The 19594-nt window shown below is 67.1% G+C and carries 18 protein-coding genes and 2 tRNA genes; 14 read left to right on the top strand and 6 right to left on the bottom strand.

Translation table 11 applies throughout. The features are described from left to right. Positions 1–10 precede the first annotated feature (10 nt). The 5 genes from AC5ZH6_RS10365 to AC5ZH6_RS10385 form a co-directional block, all read right to left on the bottom strand. Positions 11–700 carry a L,D-transpeptidase gene (locus AC5ZH6_RS10365; RefSeq protein ID WP_006371255.1) on the bottom strand — a complete coding sequence of 230 codons (690 nt, stop codon included), beginning with the start codon at positions 698–700 and terminating at the stop codon, positions 11–13. 223 nt (positions 701–923) lie between these two features. Continuing rightward, positions 924–2180 (bottom strand): lipase family protein, encoded by a 1257-nt coding sequence (locus AC5ZH6_RS10370; RefSeq protein ID WP_420841429.1) that lies wholly within the window; start codon positions 2178–2180, stop codon positions 924–926. A gap of 240 nt (positions 2181–2420) precedes the next feature. After that, positions 2421–2606 carry a hypothetical protein gene (locus AC5ZH6_RS10375; protein ID WP_035734553.1) on the bottom strand — a complete coding sequence of 62 codons (186 nt, stop codon included), beginning with the start codon at positions 2604–2606 and terminating at the stop codon, positions 2421–2423. A 66-nt stretch (positions 2607–2672) separates the two neighbouring features. Then, positions 2673–4136, bottom strand: a complete 1464-nt coding sequence (locus AC5ZH6_RS10380; RefSeq protein WP_496169003.1) for a cytochrome P450 — start codon at positions 4134–4136, stop codon at positions 2673–2675. Beyond that, positions 4133–4360 carry a hypothetical protein gene (locus AC5ZH6_RS10385; protein WP_496169004.1) on the bottom strand — a complete coding sequence of 76 codons (228 nt, stop codon included), beginning with the start codon at positions 4358–4360 and terminating at the stop codon, positions 4133–4135. Before AC5ZH6_RS10385 ends, AC5ZH6_RS10380 begins: the two co-directional genes overlap by 4 nt. 170 nt (positions 4361–4530) lie before the next feature. Between AC5ZH6_RS10385 and AC5ZH6_RS10390 the strand changes: the two genes are divergently transcribed. Together AC5ZH6_RS10390 and AC5ZH6_RS10395 are read left to right on the top strand one after the other, a co-directional pair. Further along, positions 4531–5838, top strand: a complete 1308-nt coding sequence (locus tag AC5ZH6_RS10390; RefSeq protein WP_496169005.1) for a sensor histidine kinase — start codon at positions 4531–4533, stop codon at positions 5836–5838. Then, entirely contained in the window at positions 5838–6503 is a 666-nt protein-coding gene (locus AC5ZH6_RS10395; protein WP_496169006.1) for a response regulator transcription factor, read from the top strand. The genes AC5ZH6_RS10390 and AC5ZH6_RS10395 overlap by 1 nt, the downstream gene beginning before the upstream one ends. A gap of 84 nt (positions 6504–6587) precedes the next feature. On the opposite strand, the gene AC5ZH6_RS10400 is transcribed toward AC5ZH6_RS10395, so the two are convergent. After that, a tRNA-Gly gene (locus tag AC5ZH6_RS10400) sits at positions 6588–6658 on the bottom strand. 232 nt (positions 6659–6890) lie between these two features. Between AC5ZH6_RS10400 and AC5ZH6_RS10405 the strand changes: the two genes are divergently transcribed. The 12 genes from AC5ZH6_RS10405 (at position 6891) to ndk (ending at position 19583) form a co-directional block, all read left to right on the top strand. Continuing rightward, positions 6891–6964: transfer RNA gene (locus tag AC5ZH6_RS10405), tRNA-Pro, on the top strand. Positions 6965–7060: 96 nt separating this feature from the next. After that, entirely contained in the window at positions 7061–8488 is a 1428-nt protein-coding gene (gene tig, locus AC5ZH6_RS10410; protein ID WP_496169007.1) for a trigger factor, read from the top strand. A gap of 397 nt (positions 8489–8885) precedes the next feature. Continuing rightward, positions 8886–9461: an ATP-dependent Clp protease proteolytic subunit gene (locus tag AC5ZH6_RS10415; protein ID WP_006371263.1), complete on the top strand. Its 576-nt coding sequence runs from the start codon at positions 8886–8888 to the stop codon at positions 9459–9461. A gap of 53 nt (positions 9462–9514) precedes the next feature. Further along, positions 9515–10210 (top strand): ATP-dependent Clp protease proteolytic subunit, encoded by a 696-nt coding sequence (locus AC5ZH6_RS10420; RefSeq protein WP_006371264.1) that lies wholly within the window; start codon positions 9515–9517, stop codon positions 10208–10210. A 281-nt stretch (positions 10211–10491) separates the two neighbouring features. After that, complete coding sequence (gene clpX / locus AC5ZH6_RS10425; protein WP_006371265.1) at positions 10492–11772, top strand: ATP-dependent Clp protease ATP-binding subunit ClpX; 1281 nt, start codon at positions 10492–10494, stop codon at positions 11770–11772. Positions 11773–11969: 197 nt separating this feature from the next. Further along, positions 11970–12590, top strand: a complete 621-nt coding sequence (locus AC5ZH6_RS10430) for a molybdenum cofactor guanylyltransferase (protein ID WP_035728418.1) — start codon at positions 11970–11972, stop codon at positions 12588–12590. A gap of 88 nt (positions 12591–12678) precedes the next feature. Further along, on the top strand, positions 12679–15324 hold the full coding sequence (locus AC5ZH6_RS10435; protein ID WP_271353427.1) for a valine--tRNA ligase: 2646 nt from the start codon (positions 12679–12681) through the stop codon (positions 15322–15324). Between the two features lie 182 nt (positions 15325–15506). Next, a complete protein-coding gene (gene folC / locus AC5ZH6_RS10440; protein ID WP_240524127.1) occupies positions 15507–16973 on the top strand; it encodes a bifunctional tetrahydrofolate synthase/dihydrofolate synthase in 1467 nt (488 codons plus the stop codon). Next, positions 16970–17371 (top strand): DUF4233 domain-containing protein, encoded by a 402-nt coding sequence (locus tag AC5ZH6_RS10445; protein WP_288338028.1) that lies wholly within the window; start codon positions 16970–16972, stop codon positions 17369–17371. Before folC ends, AC5ZH6_RS10445 begins: the two co-directional genes overlap by 4 nt. A gap of 123 nt (positions 17372–17494) precedes the next feature. After that, on the top strand, positions 17495–18382 hold the full coding sequence (locus AC5ZH6_RS10450) for an undecaprenyl-diphosphate phosphatase (RefSeq protein WP_006371270.1): 888 nt from the start codon (positions 17495–17497) through the stop codon (positions 18380–18382). Positions 18383–18648: 266 nt separating this feature from the next. Next, positions 18649–19134 carry a hypothetical protein gene (locus AC5ZH6_RS10455; protein WP_006371271.1) on the top strand — a complete coding sequence of 162 codons (486 nt, stop codon included), beginning with the start codon at positions 18649–18651 and terminating at the stop codon, positions 19132–19134. A gap of 32 nt (positions 19135–19166) precedes the next feature. Continuing rightward, on the top strand, positions 19167–19583 hold the full coding sequence (gene ndk / locus AC5ZH6_RS10460; RefSeq protein ID WP_006371272.1) for a nucleoside-diphosphate kinase: 417 nt from the start codon (positions 19167–19169) through the stop codon (positions 19581–19583). Positions 19584–19594: the final 11 nt, after the last annotated feature.

The following is a 19594-nucleotide window of genomic DNA, read 5'->3' on the forward strand; positions in this document are numbered from 1 at the left end:
AGGGTGGGGATCAGTCGCCGGTGTACTGGCCGCCGACGGTGCCGCGAACGACGATCGGGGTGCCGCGACCGATGGTGTCGTAGACCCACTTGCCGTTCTCGGTGCTCACGTTGATGCAACCGTGGCTCACATTGCTGTGACCCTGCTGCTCGACCGACCACGGAGCGGCGTGAATGAAGATGCCGTCCCAGGACATGCGGGTCGCGTACTCGACGTAGGTGCGGTACCCACCGGGCGAATCGACGGGAACACCGTAGGTGGAGGAGTCCATGTACATGTCACGGTACTTCTCCTTGGTGTGGTACACGCCGTTCGGAGTCGGGTGGGCATCGGAGCCCATCGAGATCGGCATCGACTTGACGAAGGTGCCGTCCTTCCACCAGTAGATGGTGTGCGTCGAATCCTGGGCGAGGGCAACCCAACCGGTCGGGGTCGAGACGTTCGGCTCCGCGGGCACTCCGGGGGTTTCCGGGGTGGTGGACGTCGGAGGCGGCGTGGTCGTCGACGGCGGTGCGGCCGGCGGGGTCGGCAGACCCGGGATCGACGGGATCTCGACCGGCGGTAGTCCGGGGATGACCGTGACGGGGGCGGCCTGCGCCATGCCCGGCAGCGCAAGGGCCACAGCGATCACGCCGAGGACGATGGCCACGAGGCGGCTCATGCCGCGACGACGGCGAGGTGAGTTTGTGGTGTTCAGCACGGAAGTGGAAACCTTTGCTTGTGGGACATCCGGGCGCACCCCCGGGGCGCAGGCACCATCGTTACACAACTGTTGCCATGGGGCCAAAGGACATTGGGCGATCAGGCTACGTCACCGTCGTGTAGTCGCGATGCGGCATCTGGAAACCGGAGGTGAGGGCGCCGGAAACGGAGGGTGTGATTGCAGTCACATCAACCGGCGCGTGTCCCCACCTCGTGCGACCTCAGCAGGTGCTGGGAGCCGGCAATCCGGCGAACCGGTCACCGAGATAGTCGAACGCGGGGAGCAGTCCGATCACCGCCGCCGACATGTGATCGGGCGACGGCGTGGAGAACTGCTGCACACGAGTCCCGGCCCGGCAGTATCGCCGCATCGTCTGATCGATCGAGGCCACCGGGATCAATACGTCGGTCGGACTGTGCCACTCGAAGATCGGGGTCTTGGCCACACCCGGATAGAAGGCGAGGCTGTTGTCCTGGACGACGCGTCGTGCAGTCGGGTCCTCGAAGATCTGCTCACCGCCCACCGAGACCTGCTTGGCCGAGTGACCCGCGCCGAGGCGCAGGATGTCGTTGGTGCACGCGTTGCGCATCTCGGAGTACATCTGCTTCCCGAGCGGTGAAAGGAATTTCATCATCGGGATCTGCTGCGGATACTCGCGGGAGAGGCCGATCGCCGCGGCGAAGGCCAGGCCGAAGGCGGGATGCGGATTGTTGTACCCCAGGCCCTCGGCCATCTTGATCAGATCCATCGGGACACCGCCGTACGCTGCGCCGACGATGTTCAGCTCCGGCGCGTAGGTCGGCGCGAGCGCAGCGGCCCACGCGGTTGCCATGCCGCCGCCGGAGTAGCCCGCCATCGCGACCTTGCTCCTGGCGACCTGGGCGGGGGCGAAGCGTTGGACGGCGCGGGTGGCGTCGAGGGCGATCTGGCCGCCCAGCCGCGCAGCCCCGTAGGCGCTGCGCGGGCCCAGATGATCGGGGATCGAGACCGTCCACCCGCGTTGAAGGGCGCCGTTGAGGCCCGGTGCCTCTCGGATGGTCAGGTTCGGGTCGGTGGTCCACAGGGCCTGCGACGGCGCGCATTCGAGTCCCACCGCGTTGATGATGTGCTGAAACGACAACAGTGGTCCGTTGACCTGCTTGTGGATCGGGACCAGCAGGGTGGTGACCGCGGCGATCGGCTTGCCCTGGCTGTCGGACGACCGGAACTTCAGCTGATAGGTCCGTACGTCGAAGAAGCCGGGCGGAGTGGTCCGCGGGCGCACCGCGAGAATGTCGCCGTCGCGATGTGTGGCGATGTCGGCGGGCTGGGAATAGAAGGAGTCGGGCAACGCGGTGGGGAGCGCGACGTCGTCGGCGTGGGCGGGGCCGACGCCGAGCCAACCACTCGACACCGTCGCGGTGGTCACGGTGGCCGCCACGGCTGCGAGGGCCAGACGGCGTACCCGTGCGGGCGGGGTCTCACCGGTGTGCGGCACGCTCGATCGGCGAGATCCGAACAGTGGGTTGGGGAGAGTGGCCGCACGCGCGCGACCACCACCGAGAGAGAAGAGCACGAATCCCCCATCGAGGTCCTGGTACGAAGACCTGTGGCGCCGACGGCCACACCGGTCATGTCCCCCGACAGGATTCACAATGTGAATGGGGTGGCATGCGGTGTCAACTGGAACGAATGACCAGGTGTGACGGGGGTTACCCGCGAGCTCGCGGGCGGTTGCTCAGGCGGGCTGGAGATGTTCTGTGTGCAGGTGACGGGCCGGCTCGGAGCAGGCTTCGTCACGGCACACGAGCATGGTGTCGACCCGCCGATTTCCGCCGGTGGTCTCGGTGACGTCCTTGCGGACATGGAGATTCGCCCCGCATGACGGGCACTTGCGCTGACTCTTGACGTGACTGGAAGACATGTCCCCAGGCTACGCGCGATGTGGCGAAGATCACATGTCTGTGAGGTGCGGGTTGCGGTGGCGAGATCAGTCGACCGAGAGTGCCCGGACGGTTCCGCCACGGGCGGGGATCATCGTGACGTTGCGGTAGCGGGGGCGTTCCGCGGGGCGGTCGTGGGTCTCCAGTTCGACCCGCCGCAGGATGTCGCCCACGACGATCTGGAGCTCGGTCATCGCCAGGTGGGCGCCGAGGCAACGACGGTTTCCGCCGCCGAAGGGCAGCAGCGTCATCGGGTCGGTCCGGGTGCCGATGAACCGGTCCGGCCGGAAATCGAAGGGATGGGGATAGAGGTCGTCGCGATGGTGCAGGAGCAGGGTGCTCACCACGGCGATGTCTCCGGACTCGCAGCGGTGGGTGCCGAATCGCCACGGGCGCTGCAGTTCCCGCGCGACCGACGGCACCACCGGGCGGCACCGCATCGTCTCGGTGATCACCGCGCCCACGAACTCGTCGTCGCCCTCGGCGGCGGCCGAGCGAGCCTGCGCATACACCTCGGGGTGACGGGTGAGGCGTTCGAAGGCCCAGGCGATCGTGGTGGCCGTGGTTTCGTGACCGGCGAGCAGCAGTGACACGAGCTCGTCGCGGATCTCGCTGTCGGACAACGGGAGTCCGTCGGTGGCACGCGCCGCCAGCAATGCCGACATCACATCGTCGTCACTGGCGTGGCCGTCGGCGCGACGTTCGGCGATCACCCCTGCGATCGCCGCATCCAGGTGCCGAACACCCCACGCGAGCAGGCCGACGGGCTCCGGATGCGAGGCGTTGAGCAATTGCGCGACGGTACCGACCGCCGACGACGACCAGCGCAGGAAGCGCCGGGTGGCGTCGCGGAGGTGCCGCTCGGCAGTGGTCGCCACGTCGGGAACATCGTCGGTGAGGACGCCGTCGGCGGCGTGGATGCCGAAGATCACGGCCATGATGACGTCGAGGGTGATCGCCTGGGCGATGCGGTCGACCCGGACCCGGCGGTTTGTCGGCCAGCGATCGAGATGCGCCGCCGAAGCCTGTTCGATCACATCTGTGCACCGCGCGACCGAGGTGCGATGGAATGACGGCAGCAGTGCCGTCCGTTGCCTGCGGTGCTGCTCGGCGAGGGTGGTGAGCACCGAGTCGGGACCGACGATCGGTCGCAACGGTGACAGCCGCGTCGCCGAGGGGGCGATCGCCGGATCGGCCGTCAGTACCGAGCGGACGTGAGCGGGATCGGAGATCACCACCAACCGTCCGGGCGCGCCGGGCAGATCGTAGGTGAGCACGTCGCCACATCGCGCCGCGTCGGCGAACACCACATCCCCCTCGCGACGGGCGAATCGCAGCGCGTTGCGGACCGTTGCGCGACGGGGCGTCGGCGGTGCCGGTAGGGCGTCGGCGTCCGACGCGCTCAGCGGTCCCGCCTCGGCGCACGTCGATACCAACCCCGACGCTGCGTCCGGGCCGGCGTCGAACCACCGCCCGGTCAGTGCGGGGTGGTGCTCGGTCGATGCCGTCATGCACAGACCCTCGCCGGTCGGGTCGCACCCGGCAGCCGCGGCATCGACGACCGGGGTGCCGTGCGCACCCGCGACGGTCGGGGTCGGCGTGCCGAACGTGCGCGGTTCTCCAGTGCCGCATAGGCGATGTCGGTTTCACGGCCACGGAAGTTCATGTCATCAGGGCTGTGCAAGAGCCAGAAGAGGGTCATGAGGGTGGCGGCGGCGATCAGCAGGATCAACATGGGTGCTCCTCGTCCGATGAACCCGGTCAATCCGGGTACCACTCACGCTATGGAGATCGAACTCCCTGGTCAGCGCCCCGCAGACGGATCTTTGTCGACCTACTCGGGGTGGAGGCGACCTCCGACCGTGGGTGGATGTGCAAACGCGGTGGCGGCGATACGCTGGGCGAATGCGCTGGTTGGAGGCCCACTACCGGCACGCCCTGGTGATCTTCGGGTTCGATTACCCGACGAGTTACATGCTGATCTCCGACCTCGGTGTATTCACGCTCACCGTCGCGGCGGTCGTGCAGCGCGTGGTCGTCGGCCCGTCCGGCACGCAGTGGATTCCGATCGCGGCGGCCGTGGTGCTGGCCCTCGGACCGCACCTCGCGTGCCTCTACCGCGGGTGGCAGCCCAGCATTCTCCGCTGGAAGCCGTGGATTCTCGGGCTGCCCGCATTCACGCTCGCGGCGGTGGTGTGCTTCTGGCAGGTTCCCGTCGAGGTCGATGTGGCCACACTGTTGCTTCCACTGTGTGCGACGATCACCGCCGCGGTGGCCACCCGACGGGAGGCGATCATTTCGACGATCGCCCTGTCGGCGACCGCGATCGGTGGCGGCCTGGCCGGTGTCATCGCCCAGGCGTGGTTGTTCGTCCTCATGGTCGGCTTCGGCGGCGTGGTCGGCTATCTGCTGCAGAAACAGCTACTCCTGCTGACTGCGGAACGGCGCGCCCAGGAACAGCAGATGGCACTCGATCGCGCCGAGATCGCCGGCGAGGTGCACGACGTTCTCGCGCACTCGTTGAGCATCATGATGCTCAACGTCACCGCCGCCCGACGGGCGTTGCAGGAACACGACGACGTCGCCGAAGCTGTCGATGCACTCGTCGACGCCGAACAGGTGGGCCGCGCGACGATGCAGGACGTGCGACGCACGGTGGAGTTGCTACGCACCTCCGACGCCGAGTCGTCCACCCCGCAGCCGGGCTTCGCCGACCTGGCCGACCTCGTCGACGGATTCCGCAGGGCCGGAGTCGATCTCGACGCCGAGATCGTCGGAGATCCCGAAACGATCACCGGCGGAACCGGATTGGCCGTCTATCGCGTCGTCCAAGAATCATTGTCGAACGCGGCACGGCACGCGCCCCATGGCACCGTCACCGTTCGGGTCGGGCCGGAGCCCGGTGGCGCTCTCGTCGTGCGCGTGCGCAACCCGGTGACCGCCGACGCGCGCCGGGCGCGCGGTGGCTCCGGGCTCTCGGGGATGGCCTCTCGGGTCGAGAACTGCGGAGGCATCTTCGTGGCGAGAGTGGTCGACGGACACTGGTGTGTGGATGCCCGATTTCCGATGGCGGCGGTCGCAAGCTCCGATACCGGCCTTGTCGCTGCCGCTGATGGTCGGCAGGGGCCCGGCGAGATACCGCCTCCACCAATGACTTTCGCGTCAGTGCCGGTGACCCGAACGGACGGCTCACCGGTGACCGGGCCGCTGTGATGACCCGGGTTGCCCTGGTCGACGACCAGGACCTGGTGCGGGCGGGACTACGACGCATCCTGCGGCCGCGGGACGGCTTCGAGGTGGTTGCCGAATGCTCCGATGGCGACGAGGTGCCCGACATGGTCGTCCGGCACCGACCCGACGTCGTCGTGATGGATCTCCGGATGCGCAGGATCGGGGGAGTGGAGGCAACGCGACGACTCCGCGACGATCTCGGAAGCGGTCACGTGTCGCCGCCGGTGCTGGTTCTCACCACCTTCCGCGACGAGCAACTGCTGTCCGGGGCATTGCGGGCCGGTGCGACGGGATTCGTGCTCAAGGATTCGCCGGCCGAGGAGCTCATCCGGGCGGTGCGTCTCGTGGCGCAGGGTGAGGCCGTCCTCGACCCCGCGGTGACCGCGCATGTCCTCGACACCTATCGCAGTGCGCCCGGACCTACCGCACCGCAGGCGGCCCCCGACGGTCTGACCTCGCGGGAGCTGACCGTTCTCGGCCTAATCGGTCGGGGGCTCACCAACGATGAGATCGCCGCGGAACTCGTGATCTCGGTGGTGACCGTGAAGAGCCACATCGGCAAGATCTTCACCAAACTCGGCGTCCGTGACCGAGCCGCTGCTGTGGTCTACGCCTTCGACCACGGGATCGTCGAGCCCCGTCGGTGACGTGGGAGACCAGGCAGGCAAGAGGCCGGTGAGGCGAACGCCGAGAGCCCGACACGTGCGGCGTGCCGGGCTCTCGTGATCGCGAGCGGGTGACGGGAATCGAACCCGCGTAGCTAGTTTGGAAGACTAGGGCTCTACCATTGAGCTACACCCGCGTGCCCCGTCAGCGGTGCTTGCCGGTGTTGCCGGAACCCGCTGTGGTGCGCAAGAGACTGTACCTGCTCGGTGTACCCGAACCGAAATCGCCCCTCTGCGGCGTATCCGAGAGATCAATGCGCAGGGCGATCCGGGTGGCCGGGTTTCGTCTCATGGAGGGTGACCCGTAAGATCATCGGTCGGTCCTGTCCGCGCATCCCCACCCCGGTGGCGTTGCCGCGATGCGGGCGCCGGGATGTGGCGCAGCTTGGTAGCGCATCCGCTTTGGGAGCGGAGGGTCGCAGGTTCAAATCCTGTCATCCCGACTCTGTACCGACCGAACGACAGCAACGGCCTGGCCCGTCAGAACGGGCCACGACGCACATGACGTCCGCAACGCGAGAAATAGGAGCATTCCAAGCGTGAAGAGCACCGTCGAGCAGCTGAGCCCCACCCGGGTGAAGCTCAACGTGGAAGTACCGTTCGAGGAGCTCTCGGGCGATTTCGATCGGGCGTTCAAGTCCCTGGCCCAGCAGATCCGCATCCCCGGATTCCGTCCGGGCAAGGCGCCCGCCAAGTTGATCGAGGCCCGCGTCGGCCGCGACTCGATCCTCGCGCAGGTCGTCAACGATGCGCTGCCGGGCAAGTACAGCCAGGCGGTCGCCGAGACCGACACCAAGGCGATCGGCCAGCCCGAGATCGATCTCGAGGAACTCAAGTACGGCGAGACGATCACCTTCTCGGCTGAGGTCGACGTCCGTCCCGAGCTCGAGCTCCCGGACTTCTCGACCCTCTCGGTCGAGGTGCCCGCCGTCGTCGACGACGAGAACGCCGTGGACGAGCAGATCGAGCAACTGCGGAGCCGCTTCGGCACCCTCGCCGGTGTCGACCGCGCCGCGCAGAACGGCGACATGGTGTCCATCGACCTGGCGGCCAGTGTGAACGGCGAGGCCGTCGAGGAAGCCTCCACCGAGGGCCTCTCGCACGAGGTGGGTTCCGGTGACCTCGTCGACGGACTCGACGAAGCCCTCGTCGGGCTCAAGGCCGGAGAGTCGAAGGTCTTCACCACCAAGCTCGTCGCCGGCGACCATGCCGGGGAAGAAGCCCAGGTGACGGTGACGGTCAACTCCGTCAAAGAGCGTGAGCTGCCGGAACTCGACGACGAGTTCGCGCAGATGGCCAGCGAGTTCGACACCGTCGACGAACTGCGCGCCTCGCTCGCCGAGCGCGTCGATCAGTCCAAGAAGCTCGAGCAGGCCAACCAGATCCGCGACGCCGTGGTCGACGAGCTGCTCGCCAAGGTCGACGTCCCCTTGCCGGAGAAGGTCGTCGAGTCACAGGTCGAGTCGCAGCTCGAGCAGGTGTTGCACAGCATCGGCCACGACGAGGCGGTGTTCGCCCAGCTACTCGAGGCCCAGGGCACCACACGCGAGGCCTTCGAAGCCGAGGCCCGCGAGAGCGCGGAGAAGTCGGTGCGCACCGAGCTGCTGCTCGACGCGATCGCCGATCAGCTCGAGACCGTCGTCGGCCAGGACGAGCTGACCCAGCAGATCCTGTTCTCCGCACAGCGCTACGGGATCGCGCCGCAGGACTTCATCCAGCAACTGACGCAGGCCAACCAGCTCGGTGCGGTCTACGCCGATGTTCGCCGCAACAAGGCGCTCGGTGACGTCATCCGGAAGTTCAGCGTCACCGACTCCGATGGCAACTCGATCGACCTCGCAGAGTTCTATGGTGAGGACGAGGTGGACGATTCGGCCGCAGCCGACGATGCTGCCGGCGACACCGAGAGCTCGGACGCCGACAACACCGACGCCAAGAGCGCAGACGCCAAGGGCGACGACTCCTGATCTCGTCCCCACGAACAGCCGGATTCCAGCGATGGACTCCGGCTGTTCGCGTCTGACACGCCGACGTGTGCCGTGTTCTGCTGTGAGCGAAGTACGGCGCCACCGGGAGTGCCGGACGCAATGCATTGGTTAGTGTCGGTGACAACGCCGGAACGAAAACGCCGGAACGAATACGCCGAACGACAGATTCCGGGATGGGACCAACAACAGCCGACGCGGCAGACGGCACCGGACAAACGAGTAGCAAGTAACGAGCATCAACGTAACGCGTGCGGGTCGAGTAGACCCGCACGACGCCGGTCGGGTTGCCCCCGACCCGGCACCACACCGACAGGTAAAGGTAGGAATCGTGAGCAAGCCGACTGATGACATCCCTTCGATGAGCCGCACTCCTTCGATGAGCTCGGGAGTCGCCGGGCTCAATCTCACCGATTCGGTGTTCGAGCGACTGCTGCGTGAGCGCATCATCTTCCTCGGTACGCAGGTCGACGACGACATCGCCAACCGGCTGTGCGCGCAGATCCTGCTGCTCGCCGCCGAGGATCCGACCAAGGACATCCACCTCTACATCAACTCACCCGGTGGGTCGGTGACCGCGGGTATGGCGATCTTCGACACCATGCAGCTCGCCGAATGCGACGTCGCCACCTACGCGATGGGGATGGCCGCGTCGATGGGCCAGTTCCTGCTGGCCGCGGGCGCGCCCGGTAAGCGCCACGCGCTCCCGCACTCGCGGATCATGATGCACCAGCCGTCGGCGGGTATCGGTGGTACCGCGGCCGACATCGCCATCCAGGCCGAGCAGTTCGCGGCGACGAAGAAAGAGATGAACCGGCTCAACGCCGAGTTCAGTGGGCAGCCGCTGGAGAAGATCGAGGCCGACGCCGACCGCGACAAGTGGTTCACCGCCGAGGAGGCCAAGGCGTACGGACTGGTCGACCACGTGATCACGCGCGCGGTGCCGGTCAACTGACGCGCCGGACCCTCCACAGACCATTCGTCGTATCCCAACCTCACGGAGCAGAAATGACCCACAATCTGACCACCGACGCCCTGCCTGCCGACGTGGCCGCCGGAATCCCGGCCTCGGCGCTGGCGCTGAAGGCGATCGAGGCGCGCTACATCCTTCCGCAGTTCATCGAGCACACTCCCAACGGCCAGCGTCAGTACGACCCGTACGCCAAGCTCTTCGAGGAGCGGATCGTCTTCGTCGGCACGCCGATCGACCAGACCGTTGCCAATGACGTGATGGCGCAGCTGCTGGTCCTCGAGTCGCAGGACCCCGACCGCGACATCACGATGTACATCAATTCACCCGGTGGCAGTGTGCCCGACATGCTCGCCATCTACGACACGATGCAGTACGTGCACTGCGACATCGTGACCGTGTGCCTCGGCGAGGCGGCATCGGCGGCGGCGATCCTGCTCGCCGGCGGCACGCCCGGTAAGCGCGCGGCCCTGCCGAACGCGACGATCCTGATCCATCAGCCACGCACCGGTGGTGCCTACCAGGGGCAGGTCTCCGACCTCGAGATCCAGGCGGCCGAGATCGAGCGCATCCGCAACCGGCTCGACGAGATCCTGGCCTCGCACACCGGCCAGCCGGCCGAGAAGATCCGCAAGGACACCGATCGGGACAACATCCTCACCGCCGACGCCGCGAAGGAGTACGGCATCGTGGACGAGGTGTTCGAGTACCGCAAGAAGTCCATGAAGAAGTAGCCGGCGTCCATCACCGGCACCCATGTGGTGCGGTCGAGCCGTCGGGGGTGTCCCGGGCGGCCGACCGGACGACATTCTCGCGACATTTGGCCCAAGCGGTCGAAGTAACGGGCGTGCGCGGGTACCGTCGGGAGGGCGAACACTCGTGGCGAGTCCGTTCGAGCACGGTATTGGTCGCACGCCATGATCGTCCGCGCCGCGACTGCCCCATCGTCGCCGATCCGGTGGCGGCGACGACCCCCGGCAGCCAGGCAACATCGAGGAAGTAGGTACAGCACACGATGGCACGAATCGGAGACGGTGGCGATCTGCTGAAGTGCTCCTTCTGCGGAAAGAGTCAGAAGCAGGTCAAAAAGCTCATCGCCGGTCCCGGCGTGTACATCTGCGACGAGTGCATCGACCTGTGCAACGAGATCATCGAGGAAGAACTCGCCGAGAACGGCGACGTGAAACTCGACGAGCTGCCCAAGCCCGCCGAGATCAAGGAATTCCTCGAGAACTATGTGATCGGTCAGGACACGGCCAAGCGCACGCTCGCAGTGGCCGTCTACAACCATTACAAGCGCATCCAGGCCGGGGAGAAGAAAGAGGCTCGTGGCGGTGAGACCGTCGAGCTGATGAAGTCCAACATCCTCATGCTCGGCCCGACCGGTTGCGGCAAGACCTACCTCGCGCAGACGCTCGCCAAGATGCTCAACGTCCCGTTCGCGATCGCCGACGCCACGGCGCTCACCGAGGCCGGGTACGTCGGGGAGGACGTCGAGAACATCCTCCTCAAGCTCATCCAGGCCGCCGACTACGACGTCAAGCGCGCCGAGACCGGCATCATCTACATCGACGAGGTCGACAAGATCGCCCGCAAGAGCGAGAACCCGTCGATCACGCGCGACGTCTCCGGTGAGGGCGTGCAGCAGGCGTTGCTGAAGATCCTCGAGGGGACACAGGCATCGGTGCCGCCGCAGGGTGGACGCAAGCATCCGCATCAGGAGTTCATCCAGATCGACACCACCAACGTGTTGTTCATCGTGGCGGGCGCCTTCGCCGGCCTGGAAAAGGTGATCTCCGAGCGAATCGGCAAGCGCGGCATCGGTTTCGGCAACGAGGTGGCCTCCAAGAACGATGTGGACGTCACCGATCACTTCGCCGAGGTGATGCCCGAGGACCTCATCAAGTTCGGGCTGATCCCGGAGTTCATCGGTCGTCTGCCGATCATCGCGTCGGTGACCAATCTGGACAAGGAATCGCTCGTGTCGATTCTGTCCGAACCGAAAAACGCGCTGGTCAAGCAGTACACCAAGCTTTTCGAGATGGACAACGTCGAACTCGAGTTCAGCGCCGATGCACTCGAGGCGATCGCCGATCAGGCCATCCATCGGGGCACCGGGGCGCGCGGTCTTCGCGCGATCATGGAAGAGGTGCTGCTCCCGGTGATGTACGACATCCCGAGCCGCACCGACGTCGAGAAGGTCGTCGTCACCGCCGAGACGGTGAACGACAACGTGCTCCCGACGATCGTTCCGCGTGCCGAGAGCGACGACGAACGGCGCGACAAGAGCGCCTGACACGCACACCACTCCCTCTGACGCCGACGCTCCCGTCCGGAATCTTCCGGACGGGAGCGTCGGCGTGTGGGGATGCGGCCAAATCCCACTGGGCTGAACTCCACCGGGTTCAATTCCGTTGGGCTCAATTCCCGTTGGGCGACACCGGTATCGCGATCTCGACACCAGGCGCGGTGGTCATCGCCCAGACTGGACCCATGACAGCGCAGACGAACGATCGACATCTGGCCGGACTGGTCCTGGCCGGCGGACGCTCCAGGCGAATGGGCCACAACAAGGCGGCGATGGATTGGGAAGGACAGCCGATGCTGGCAAGCATCGTCGAGGTCCTCAACGGCTGCTGCGACTGCGGGGTGTTCGTCGCCGCGTCCACCGGCTCCCCGGCGTATCAGGAACTGCATGGCACGGGTGGTCCGCCGGCCCAGTGGGTCACCGGTGAGCAGCAGGGGGCAGGACCGCTCGGCGGTCTTGCGGCCGGGTTGGCGACCGCCGGTGAGCACGGTGCCGAGATGGCCTTCGTGTGCGCCACCGACATGCCGATGATCGCACCGGGGCTGGTGGCCGAACTGTCGGCGGCCATGACCGAATCGACCGAGGCGGTCGTCGCCCACGACGCCGACCGTGATCACCCCATGGCGGCCATCTATCGGGTGGGCGCCGCAAGCACGGTGGCCGCTCTGGTCGAGTCCGGCGAGCGTCGGATGACCGCAGCGCTCGATGCCCTGGTGACCCGCCGGATCACGGTGAGCGACCCGTCATGGCTGATCAACGTCAACGCTCCCGAGGACCTGCACCGCCTGCGCGCGCTCGCGCCGTAGCGACCACGCGGTGGCGCCACGGCGGTGCGCACCCGCCGCGGCGGGCAGGGGGCGCGGGAGCGTCGGCAGCATTCCCTAAGATTGGGGGGTGACCACACCCGATTCCTCCCGCGAGCTGCCGAAGTCCTGGGACCCCGCCGAACATGAGGCAGCGCTGTACCAGCGATGGGTGGACGCAGGCTATTTCACCGCGGACGCGGCCGGTGAGAAGCCACCGTTCTCGATCGTCATCCCGCCGCCCAACGTCAACGGCTCCCTGCACATGGGGCACGCCTACGAGCACGTCCTGATGGATGCGCTCTCGCGGCGCCGTCGGATGCAGGGCTACGAGGTGCTCTGGCTGCCCGGAATGGACCACGCGGCGATCGCCATGCAGACCATGGTCGAGCGCAAACTCGCCGGTGAGGGTCTGACCCGCGACGACCTCGGCCGCGAGGCGTTCATCGATCGCGTGTGGACCGAGAAGGCCGCGATCGGCGGCAACATCGGCGAGCAGATGCGCCGGCTCGGTGACAGCGTCGACTGGAGCCGGGAACGCTTCACCATGGACGACGGACTGTCCCGCGCGGTGCAGACGATGTTCAAGAAGATGTACGACGACGGGCTCATCTACCAGGCCGAACGCCTGGTGAACTGGTCGCCGGTCCTCAAGACCGCCGTCAGCGACATCGAGGTCAGCTACGCCGACGTCGAGGGCGAACTGGTCAGCTTCCGCTACGGCTCGCTCGACGACGCCGAGCCCCACATCGTGGTGGCCACCACGCGCCTGGAGACGATGCTCGGCGACACCGCGATCGCGGTGCACCCCGACGACGAACGCTATGCGCACCTGATCGGGACCGAACTGGCCCACCCCTTCGTCGAGCGCACCATCCCGGTCATCGCCGACGACTACGTGGACCCGGAGTTCGGCAGTGGCGCGGTCAAGATCACCCCCGCCCACGACCCCAACGACTTCGCGATCGGCCAGCGCCACGACCTCCCGATGCCGACCATCCTCGATGAGGAAGCCCGGATATACGGCACCGGAACGCAATTCGACGGCATGGACCGCTTCGAAGCGCGGGTCAAGGTGCGCGAGGCCCTCGCCGAGCAGGGACGCATCGTCAAGGAGGTCCGGCCCTACCTGCACAGCGTCGGACATTCCGAGCGCACCGGTGAGCCGATCGAGCCGCGGTTGTCGATGCAGTGGTGGGTCAAGGTCGAACCCCTGGCCAAGGCCGCCGGCGATGCCGTCCGCGACGGGTCGACGGTGATCCACCCGTCGTCGATGGAGCCGCGCTGGTTCGGCTGGGTCGACAACATGCACGACTGGTGCATCTCTCGGCAGCTGTGGTGGGGCCACCGGATCCCGATCTGGTACGGCCCCGACGGCGAGGTGGTGTGCGTCGGACCCGACGAGGCACCGCCCGCCGGATACACCCAGGAGACCGACGTCCTCGACACCTGGTTCTCCTCGGGGCTGTGGCCGTTCTCCACCCTGGGCTGGCCCGAGCAGACCGCCGACCTCGAGAAGTTCTATCCCACTTCGGTTCTCGTCACCGGATACGACATCCTGTTCTTCTGGGTGGCGCGGATGATGATGTTCGGCACCTACGTCGGTGCCGACCTCGGGCCGCAGCGCCGCGTGCCGTTCCACAATCTGTTCCTGCACGGCCTCGTGCGCGATGAGCACGGCCGCAAGATGAGCAAGTCCAAGGGCAACGGCATCGATCCGCTGGACTGGGTCGAGAGGTTCGGCGCCGATGCGTTGCGTTTCACGCTGGCGCGCGGGGCGAATCCGGGCAGCGACATCTCCGTCGGCGAGGACCACGCGCAGTCCTCGCGCAACTTCGCGACCAAGCTGTTCAACGCCACCAAGTTCGCGCTGATGAACGGGGCCGAGCTCGGCGAACTGCCGGCCCCGGCGGATCTGACGATCGCCGACCGGTGGATCCTGTCGCGCCTCGACGAGGTGCTCGCCGAGGTCGACGCGGGCTTCGAGTCGTACGAGTTCTCCAAGGCCTGTGAGGCGCTCTATCACTTCGCCTGGGACGAGTTCTGCGACTGGTATCTGGAACTGGCCAAGGTGCAGTTCGCAGATAACGACGAGAAGCGTTCGCAGACAACACGTCTGGTCCTCGGCGCGGTACTCGACCCGTTGTTGCGCGCACTCTCGCCGGTGATGCCGTTCGTCACCGAGGTCCTGTGGACGTCGTTGACCGGCGGCGAGTCGTTGGTGATCGCGCCGTGGCCGACGGCTTCGGGCCGACCGACCGACACCGAGGCGGCGACCGCAGTGGAGGATCTGCAGAAGCTGATCACCGAGGTCCGACGCTTCCGCAGCGATCAGGGGCTCAAACCGGGGCAGAAGGTTCCGGTGCGGTTCGCCCACCTCGACGACGCCGGATTGGCCGGACTCACCGGATACATGGCCGCGCTGGCCCGGCTGGAGGAGCCGGGAGCGGAGTTCGCCGCGACCGCCGACCTCGAGGTGCGCCTGAGTGCGGCAACGGTCAAGGTCGAGATCGACACGTCGGGCACCGTCGACGTGGAGGCCGAGCGGAAGCGTGCGGAGAAGGATCTCGCCGCCGCGGAGAAAGAACTGGCTCAGACCACCGCGAAGTTGGGCAACGAGCAGTTCCTCGCGAAGGCGCCGGAGGCAGTGGTGGAAAAGATCCGCGCGCGCCAACAGATCGCCGGCGAAGAGGTGCAGCGGCTCACCGCCAAACTGGCATCACTGGGCGGATCGTGACCCGCCACAACGGGTCCGACCCCGACCACGACGATGCGGCCGACGGCTCCGACGACGAACCGATCTTCACCGCCGCCGACTTCGCCGGGTGGGAGGATGCGGGTGACATCGAGCCCGACGACCCCGGACCCGACGACCCCGGACCCGACGACTTCGGACCCGACGACGTCGCTCCCGACCGGATGGATCTCGCCTCCCTGCTGACCGACGACGAGGAAACCGCCGCCGACGCCCGCGATCGTGCGCCGCTGACCGCGGGGGACAGTGCGGCCGACCTCGCCGAACTCGCCGAGGTGGAGGCCGACCTCGATACGCGCTGGCCCGAGACGAAGATCGAGCCGTCGCTGACGCGCATCGCGGCGTTGATGGACCTACTGGGTTCGCCGCAGTACGCCTACCCGGCGATCCACGTCGCCGGGACCAACGGCAAGACGTCGGTGACCCGGATGATCGACGCGCTGCTCGTCGCGTTGCACCGGCGCACCGGACGCATCACCAGCCCGCATCTGCAGCGGGTGACCGAGCGGATCGCCGTTGACGGACAACCCATCTCGGCGCGCGCCTACATCGACACCTACCGCGATCTCGAGCCGTACATCACCATGGTCGACGACTCGTCGACCGCCGCCGAGGGTCCACGGATGAGTAAGTTCGAGGTGCTCACCGCGATCGCCTACGCCTACTTCGCCGAGGCTCCCATCGATGTGGCCGTCGTCGAGACCGGAATGGGTGGCCGCTGGGATGCGACCAACGTCGTCGACGGTGCGGTCGCGGTGATCACCCCGATCGCGATGGATCACGCCGATTACCTCGGTGACTCGCTGGCAGCGATCGCAGGGGAGAAGGCCGGGATCATCAAGCGCGCCAAGGACGATCTCGTCGTGACCGATCCGGTGACCGTCATCGCCCCACAGCAGCCGGAGGTGATGGACGTGCTGCTGCGCGAGAGTGTGGACAAGGGCACGATCGTCGCCCGGCAGAACTCCGAATTCGCGGTCCTCGACGCGGTCACCGCCGTCGGTGGGCAGATGCTGCGCATCCAGGGGCTCGGCGGTGTCTACGAAGAAATCTTCTTGCCGCTGCACGGCGAGCATCAGGCCGCCAACGCCGCGCTCGCACTCGCCGCGGTCGAGGCGTTCTTCGGTGCCGGGCCCGACCGCCAGCTCGACATCGACGCCGTCCGTGCGGGTTTCGCCTCCGTCAGCAGCCCGGGACGGCTCGAGCGGGTGCGCAGCGCGCCGAGCGTGTTCGTCGACGCCGCGCACAATCCGCATGGCGCGGCGGCGCTCGCGCACGCGTTGACCGACGAATTCGATTTCCGGCGGCTCGTCGGGGTCGTCGGTGTGCTCGGGGACAAGGACGCCGAAGGGGTACTGGCCGCGCTCGAGCCCGTCCTCGATCACGTCGTCGTCACCAACAACGGCTCACCGCGGGCGCTCGACGCCGAGGATCTGGCCGAGATCGCCCGCGAGGTCTTCGGCGAGGACCGTGTCACCGTCGAGCCGTTCCTGCCCGACGCGGTGGCCGCGGCCATCGCGCTCGCCGAGGAATCCGACGGCGAGCCGGTGTCCGGGGCGGGTGTGATCATCACCGGTTCGGTGGTCACCGCAGGCGCCGGGCGAACCCTTTTCGGCAAGGAGCCCGCATGAGTGAGCATCCCGGCTTCACCGCGCCGGCCACCGATCCCTGGCGCGGCCTGCGCGGCGTCATGGCCGGCACGCTGGTCCTCGAGGTCATCGTCATGGTCCTCACCTTTCCGATCGTCGCGAAGATCGGTCCGGGACTGACCTGGGTGTCCGGGATCTACCTCGGCGTGGTCACGCTCCTGATGATCCTCGCCTGCGGGATGCAGGGGCGACGGCGGGCTCTCGAGATCGACACCGGCCTGCAGATCCTGGTGATCATCGGTGGGGTATTCCACTGGTCGATCGCCATCGTCGGGCTGTTGTTCCTGTTCGTATGGCTCTACATCCGCTATGTCCGCGCCGATGTCGCCCGACGTATGCGGGAGGGGCGGTTGGCCGGTCAGGAGCCGATCGACTCGTGACGGTCGCCGCGTCACCCCGGCCGATCTGCCAGAAATGTCCGTAATTCTCTGTGGCGCAACGTGTTTCGTCGGTCGCCGTTGGGTACTGTTGGCGCGTCGAGATGACGAGAGGATGAGCCAACGGTGAGCGATCTGACCTATCCCCAGGCCATTGTGATGGGTCTGTTGCAAGGTGTGACCGAGTTGTTCCCGGTGTCGAGCCTGGGGCATTCGATCCTGGTTCCCGCCTGGCTCGGGGGTGATTGGGAGAAGTTGGTCACCGAATCCGACAGCGCCGGACACACTCCGTTCCTGGCGTTCGTCGTGGCGCTGCACGTCGCGACCGCCGTGGCGCTCGTTCTGTTCTATTGGCGCGACTGGGTCCGAATCGTGGGTGGGTTCATCTCGTCGCTGCGGCACCGTTCCATCGAGGGTGACGACGCGCGCCTGGCGTGGCTGATCATCGTCGGCACGATCCCGGTGGGGATCGTCGGTCTGATCGCCGAGAAACCGCTGCGGGTGGTGTTCGCCACCCCGCTCGCCGCGTCGATCTTCTTGTTCCTCAACGGTCTCGTGCTGCTGACGGCCGAACTGCTGCGGCGTCGCACAGCCGCCGGACGCCACGCCGCGCAGCCCTCCGGCAATGATCGGGCGATGACGTCGCTGACGATGTGGGAGGCCGTCGGCATCGGCGCATGCCAGATCCTGGCGCTGCTCCCGGGCATCTCCCGATCCGGTGTGACGATCTCCGGTGGTCTCCTGCGCCGCCTGGTGCACGAGGACGCGGCGAAGTTCGCGTTCCTGCTGGCCACCCCCGTCATCTTGGCGGCCGGCCTGCTGAAGATCCCGGAGTTGTTCGGGCCCGAGGGACACGGCATCGGTGGGCAGGTCCTCGTGGGTTCGCTCTGCGCGTTCGTCGCGGCGCTCGCGGCCGTGGCCTTTCTCGCCCGCTGGTTCCACACCCGCACGCTGTACCCGTTCGTGGTCTATTGCGTTCTGGCCGGCGCGATCAGCATCGTTCACTTCGCCTGACCGCGCCCTCGGGCGCGTGTCGTCCGTTCGGCCGACGATCGGTGCCCAATCGTGACCTCGATGGGGTGTTCTTGCGCTCAGTCCTCTTGCAGAATTACGCGAAGTCGCGCCGGGGCCCGCGATTCCCTTATCGATCACTCACCAGACCCTGTCGGGTCGAGACCGTCGAGTGGTCGGCGATATCCTCGACGACTCCGGCCGACCTGCATCCGGCGGCGGCGGCGCCTCGTCTCCGCCGCACCACAACACAACCCAGAAGGAGCCGCGTGATCATCGACCGCGCCTGTCACCGCACCACCAACGAGACCCGGGCACGGTCGGTCGCCAGACACGGCGCCCTCGCACTCCTGGCGGTGGCGGCAGCCGGTACCGCGGTCATGACCACAGCGGCTCCGTCGTCGGCGGCGCCCACACCGGCCCAGCCGGCTCCCAACACGCAGGTACTCCTCGTCGACGTCCCCGAGGCCGGACCGCCGATGCCTGTGCCCACCGGTTCCTTCGGTTACCTCGCCACCCACGACCTCACCAAGCGCATGGCGTCGATGAAGACCGCCGAGGCGATCGCCGCTCTGCCGGTTCCGGAGCAGTACCGTCCGGCGAACATGGCGCTGGCCAAGAACCTCGATCTGGCCGTCAAGGGTGCGCTGGCCGACCCGAAGGGATGCGTGCAGGTGATCGTCGATCCGCGATCGACCTCGGGTGGGTTGTTCGATTACGGCTTCTACGCCGTGTCGGGGCAGTACTGCCCGTAGGAGTGCGACCGTCGCGCCGATAAGGTGTGCTCGTGACTGAACGGACACTGGTACTGATCAAGCCCGACGGTGTTGCCCGCGCCCTGGTGGGCGACATCCTCGCCCGTATCGAACGCAAGGGCCTGACCCTCGTGGCGCTCGAACTCAAGACGGTCGACGACGAGCTGGCCCGCCGGCACTACGCCGAACACGAGGGCAAGCCCTTCTTCCCGGCACTGCTGGAGTTCATCACCTCGGCGCCGCTCGTTGCCGCCGTCGTCGAGGGACCGCGCGCGGTTGCGGCCTGGCGGCAGATCGCCGGCGGCACCGACCCCGTCGAGAAGGCGGTACCGGGGACCATCCGCGGGGATTTCGCGCTGAGCACCCAGAACAATCTCGTCCACGGCTCGGATTCTCCCGAATCGGCCGAGCGGGAGATCGCGATCTGGTTCCCCGACCTCGACGCCTGACCCTCGCAACC

The organism is Gordonia sp. YC-XJ4 (assembly GCF_059511865.1).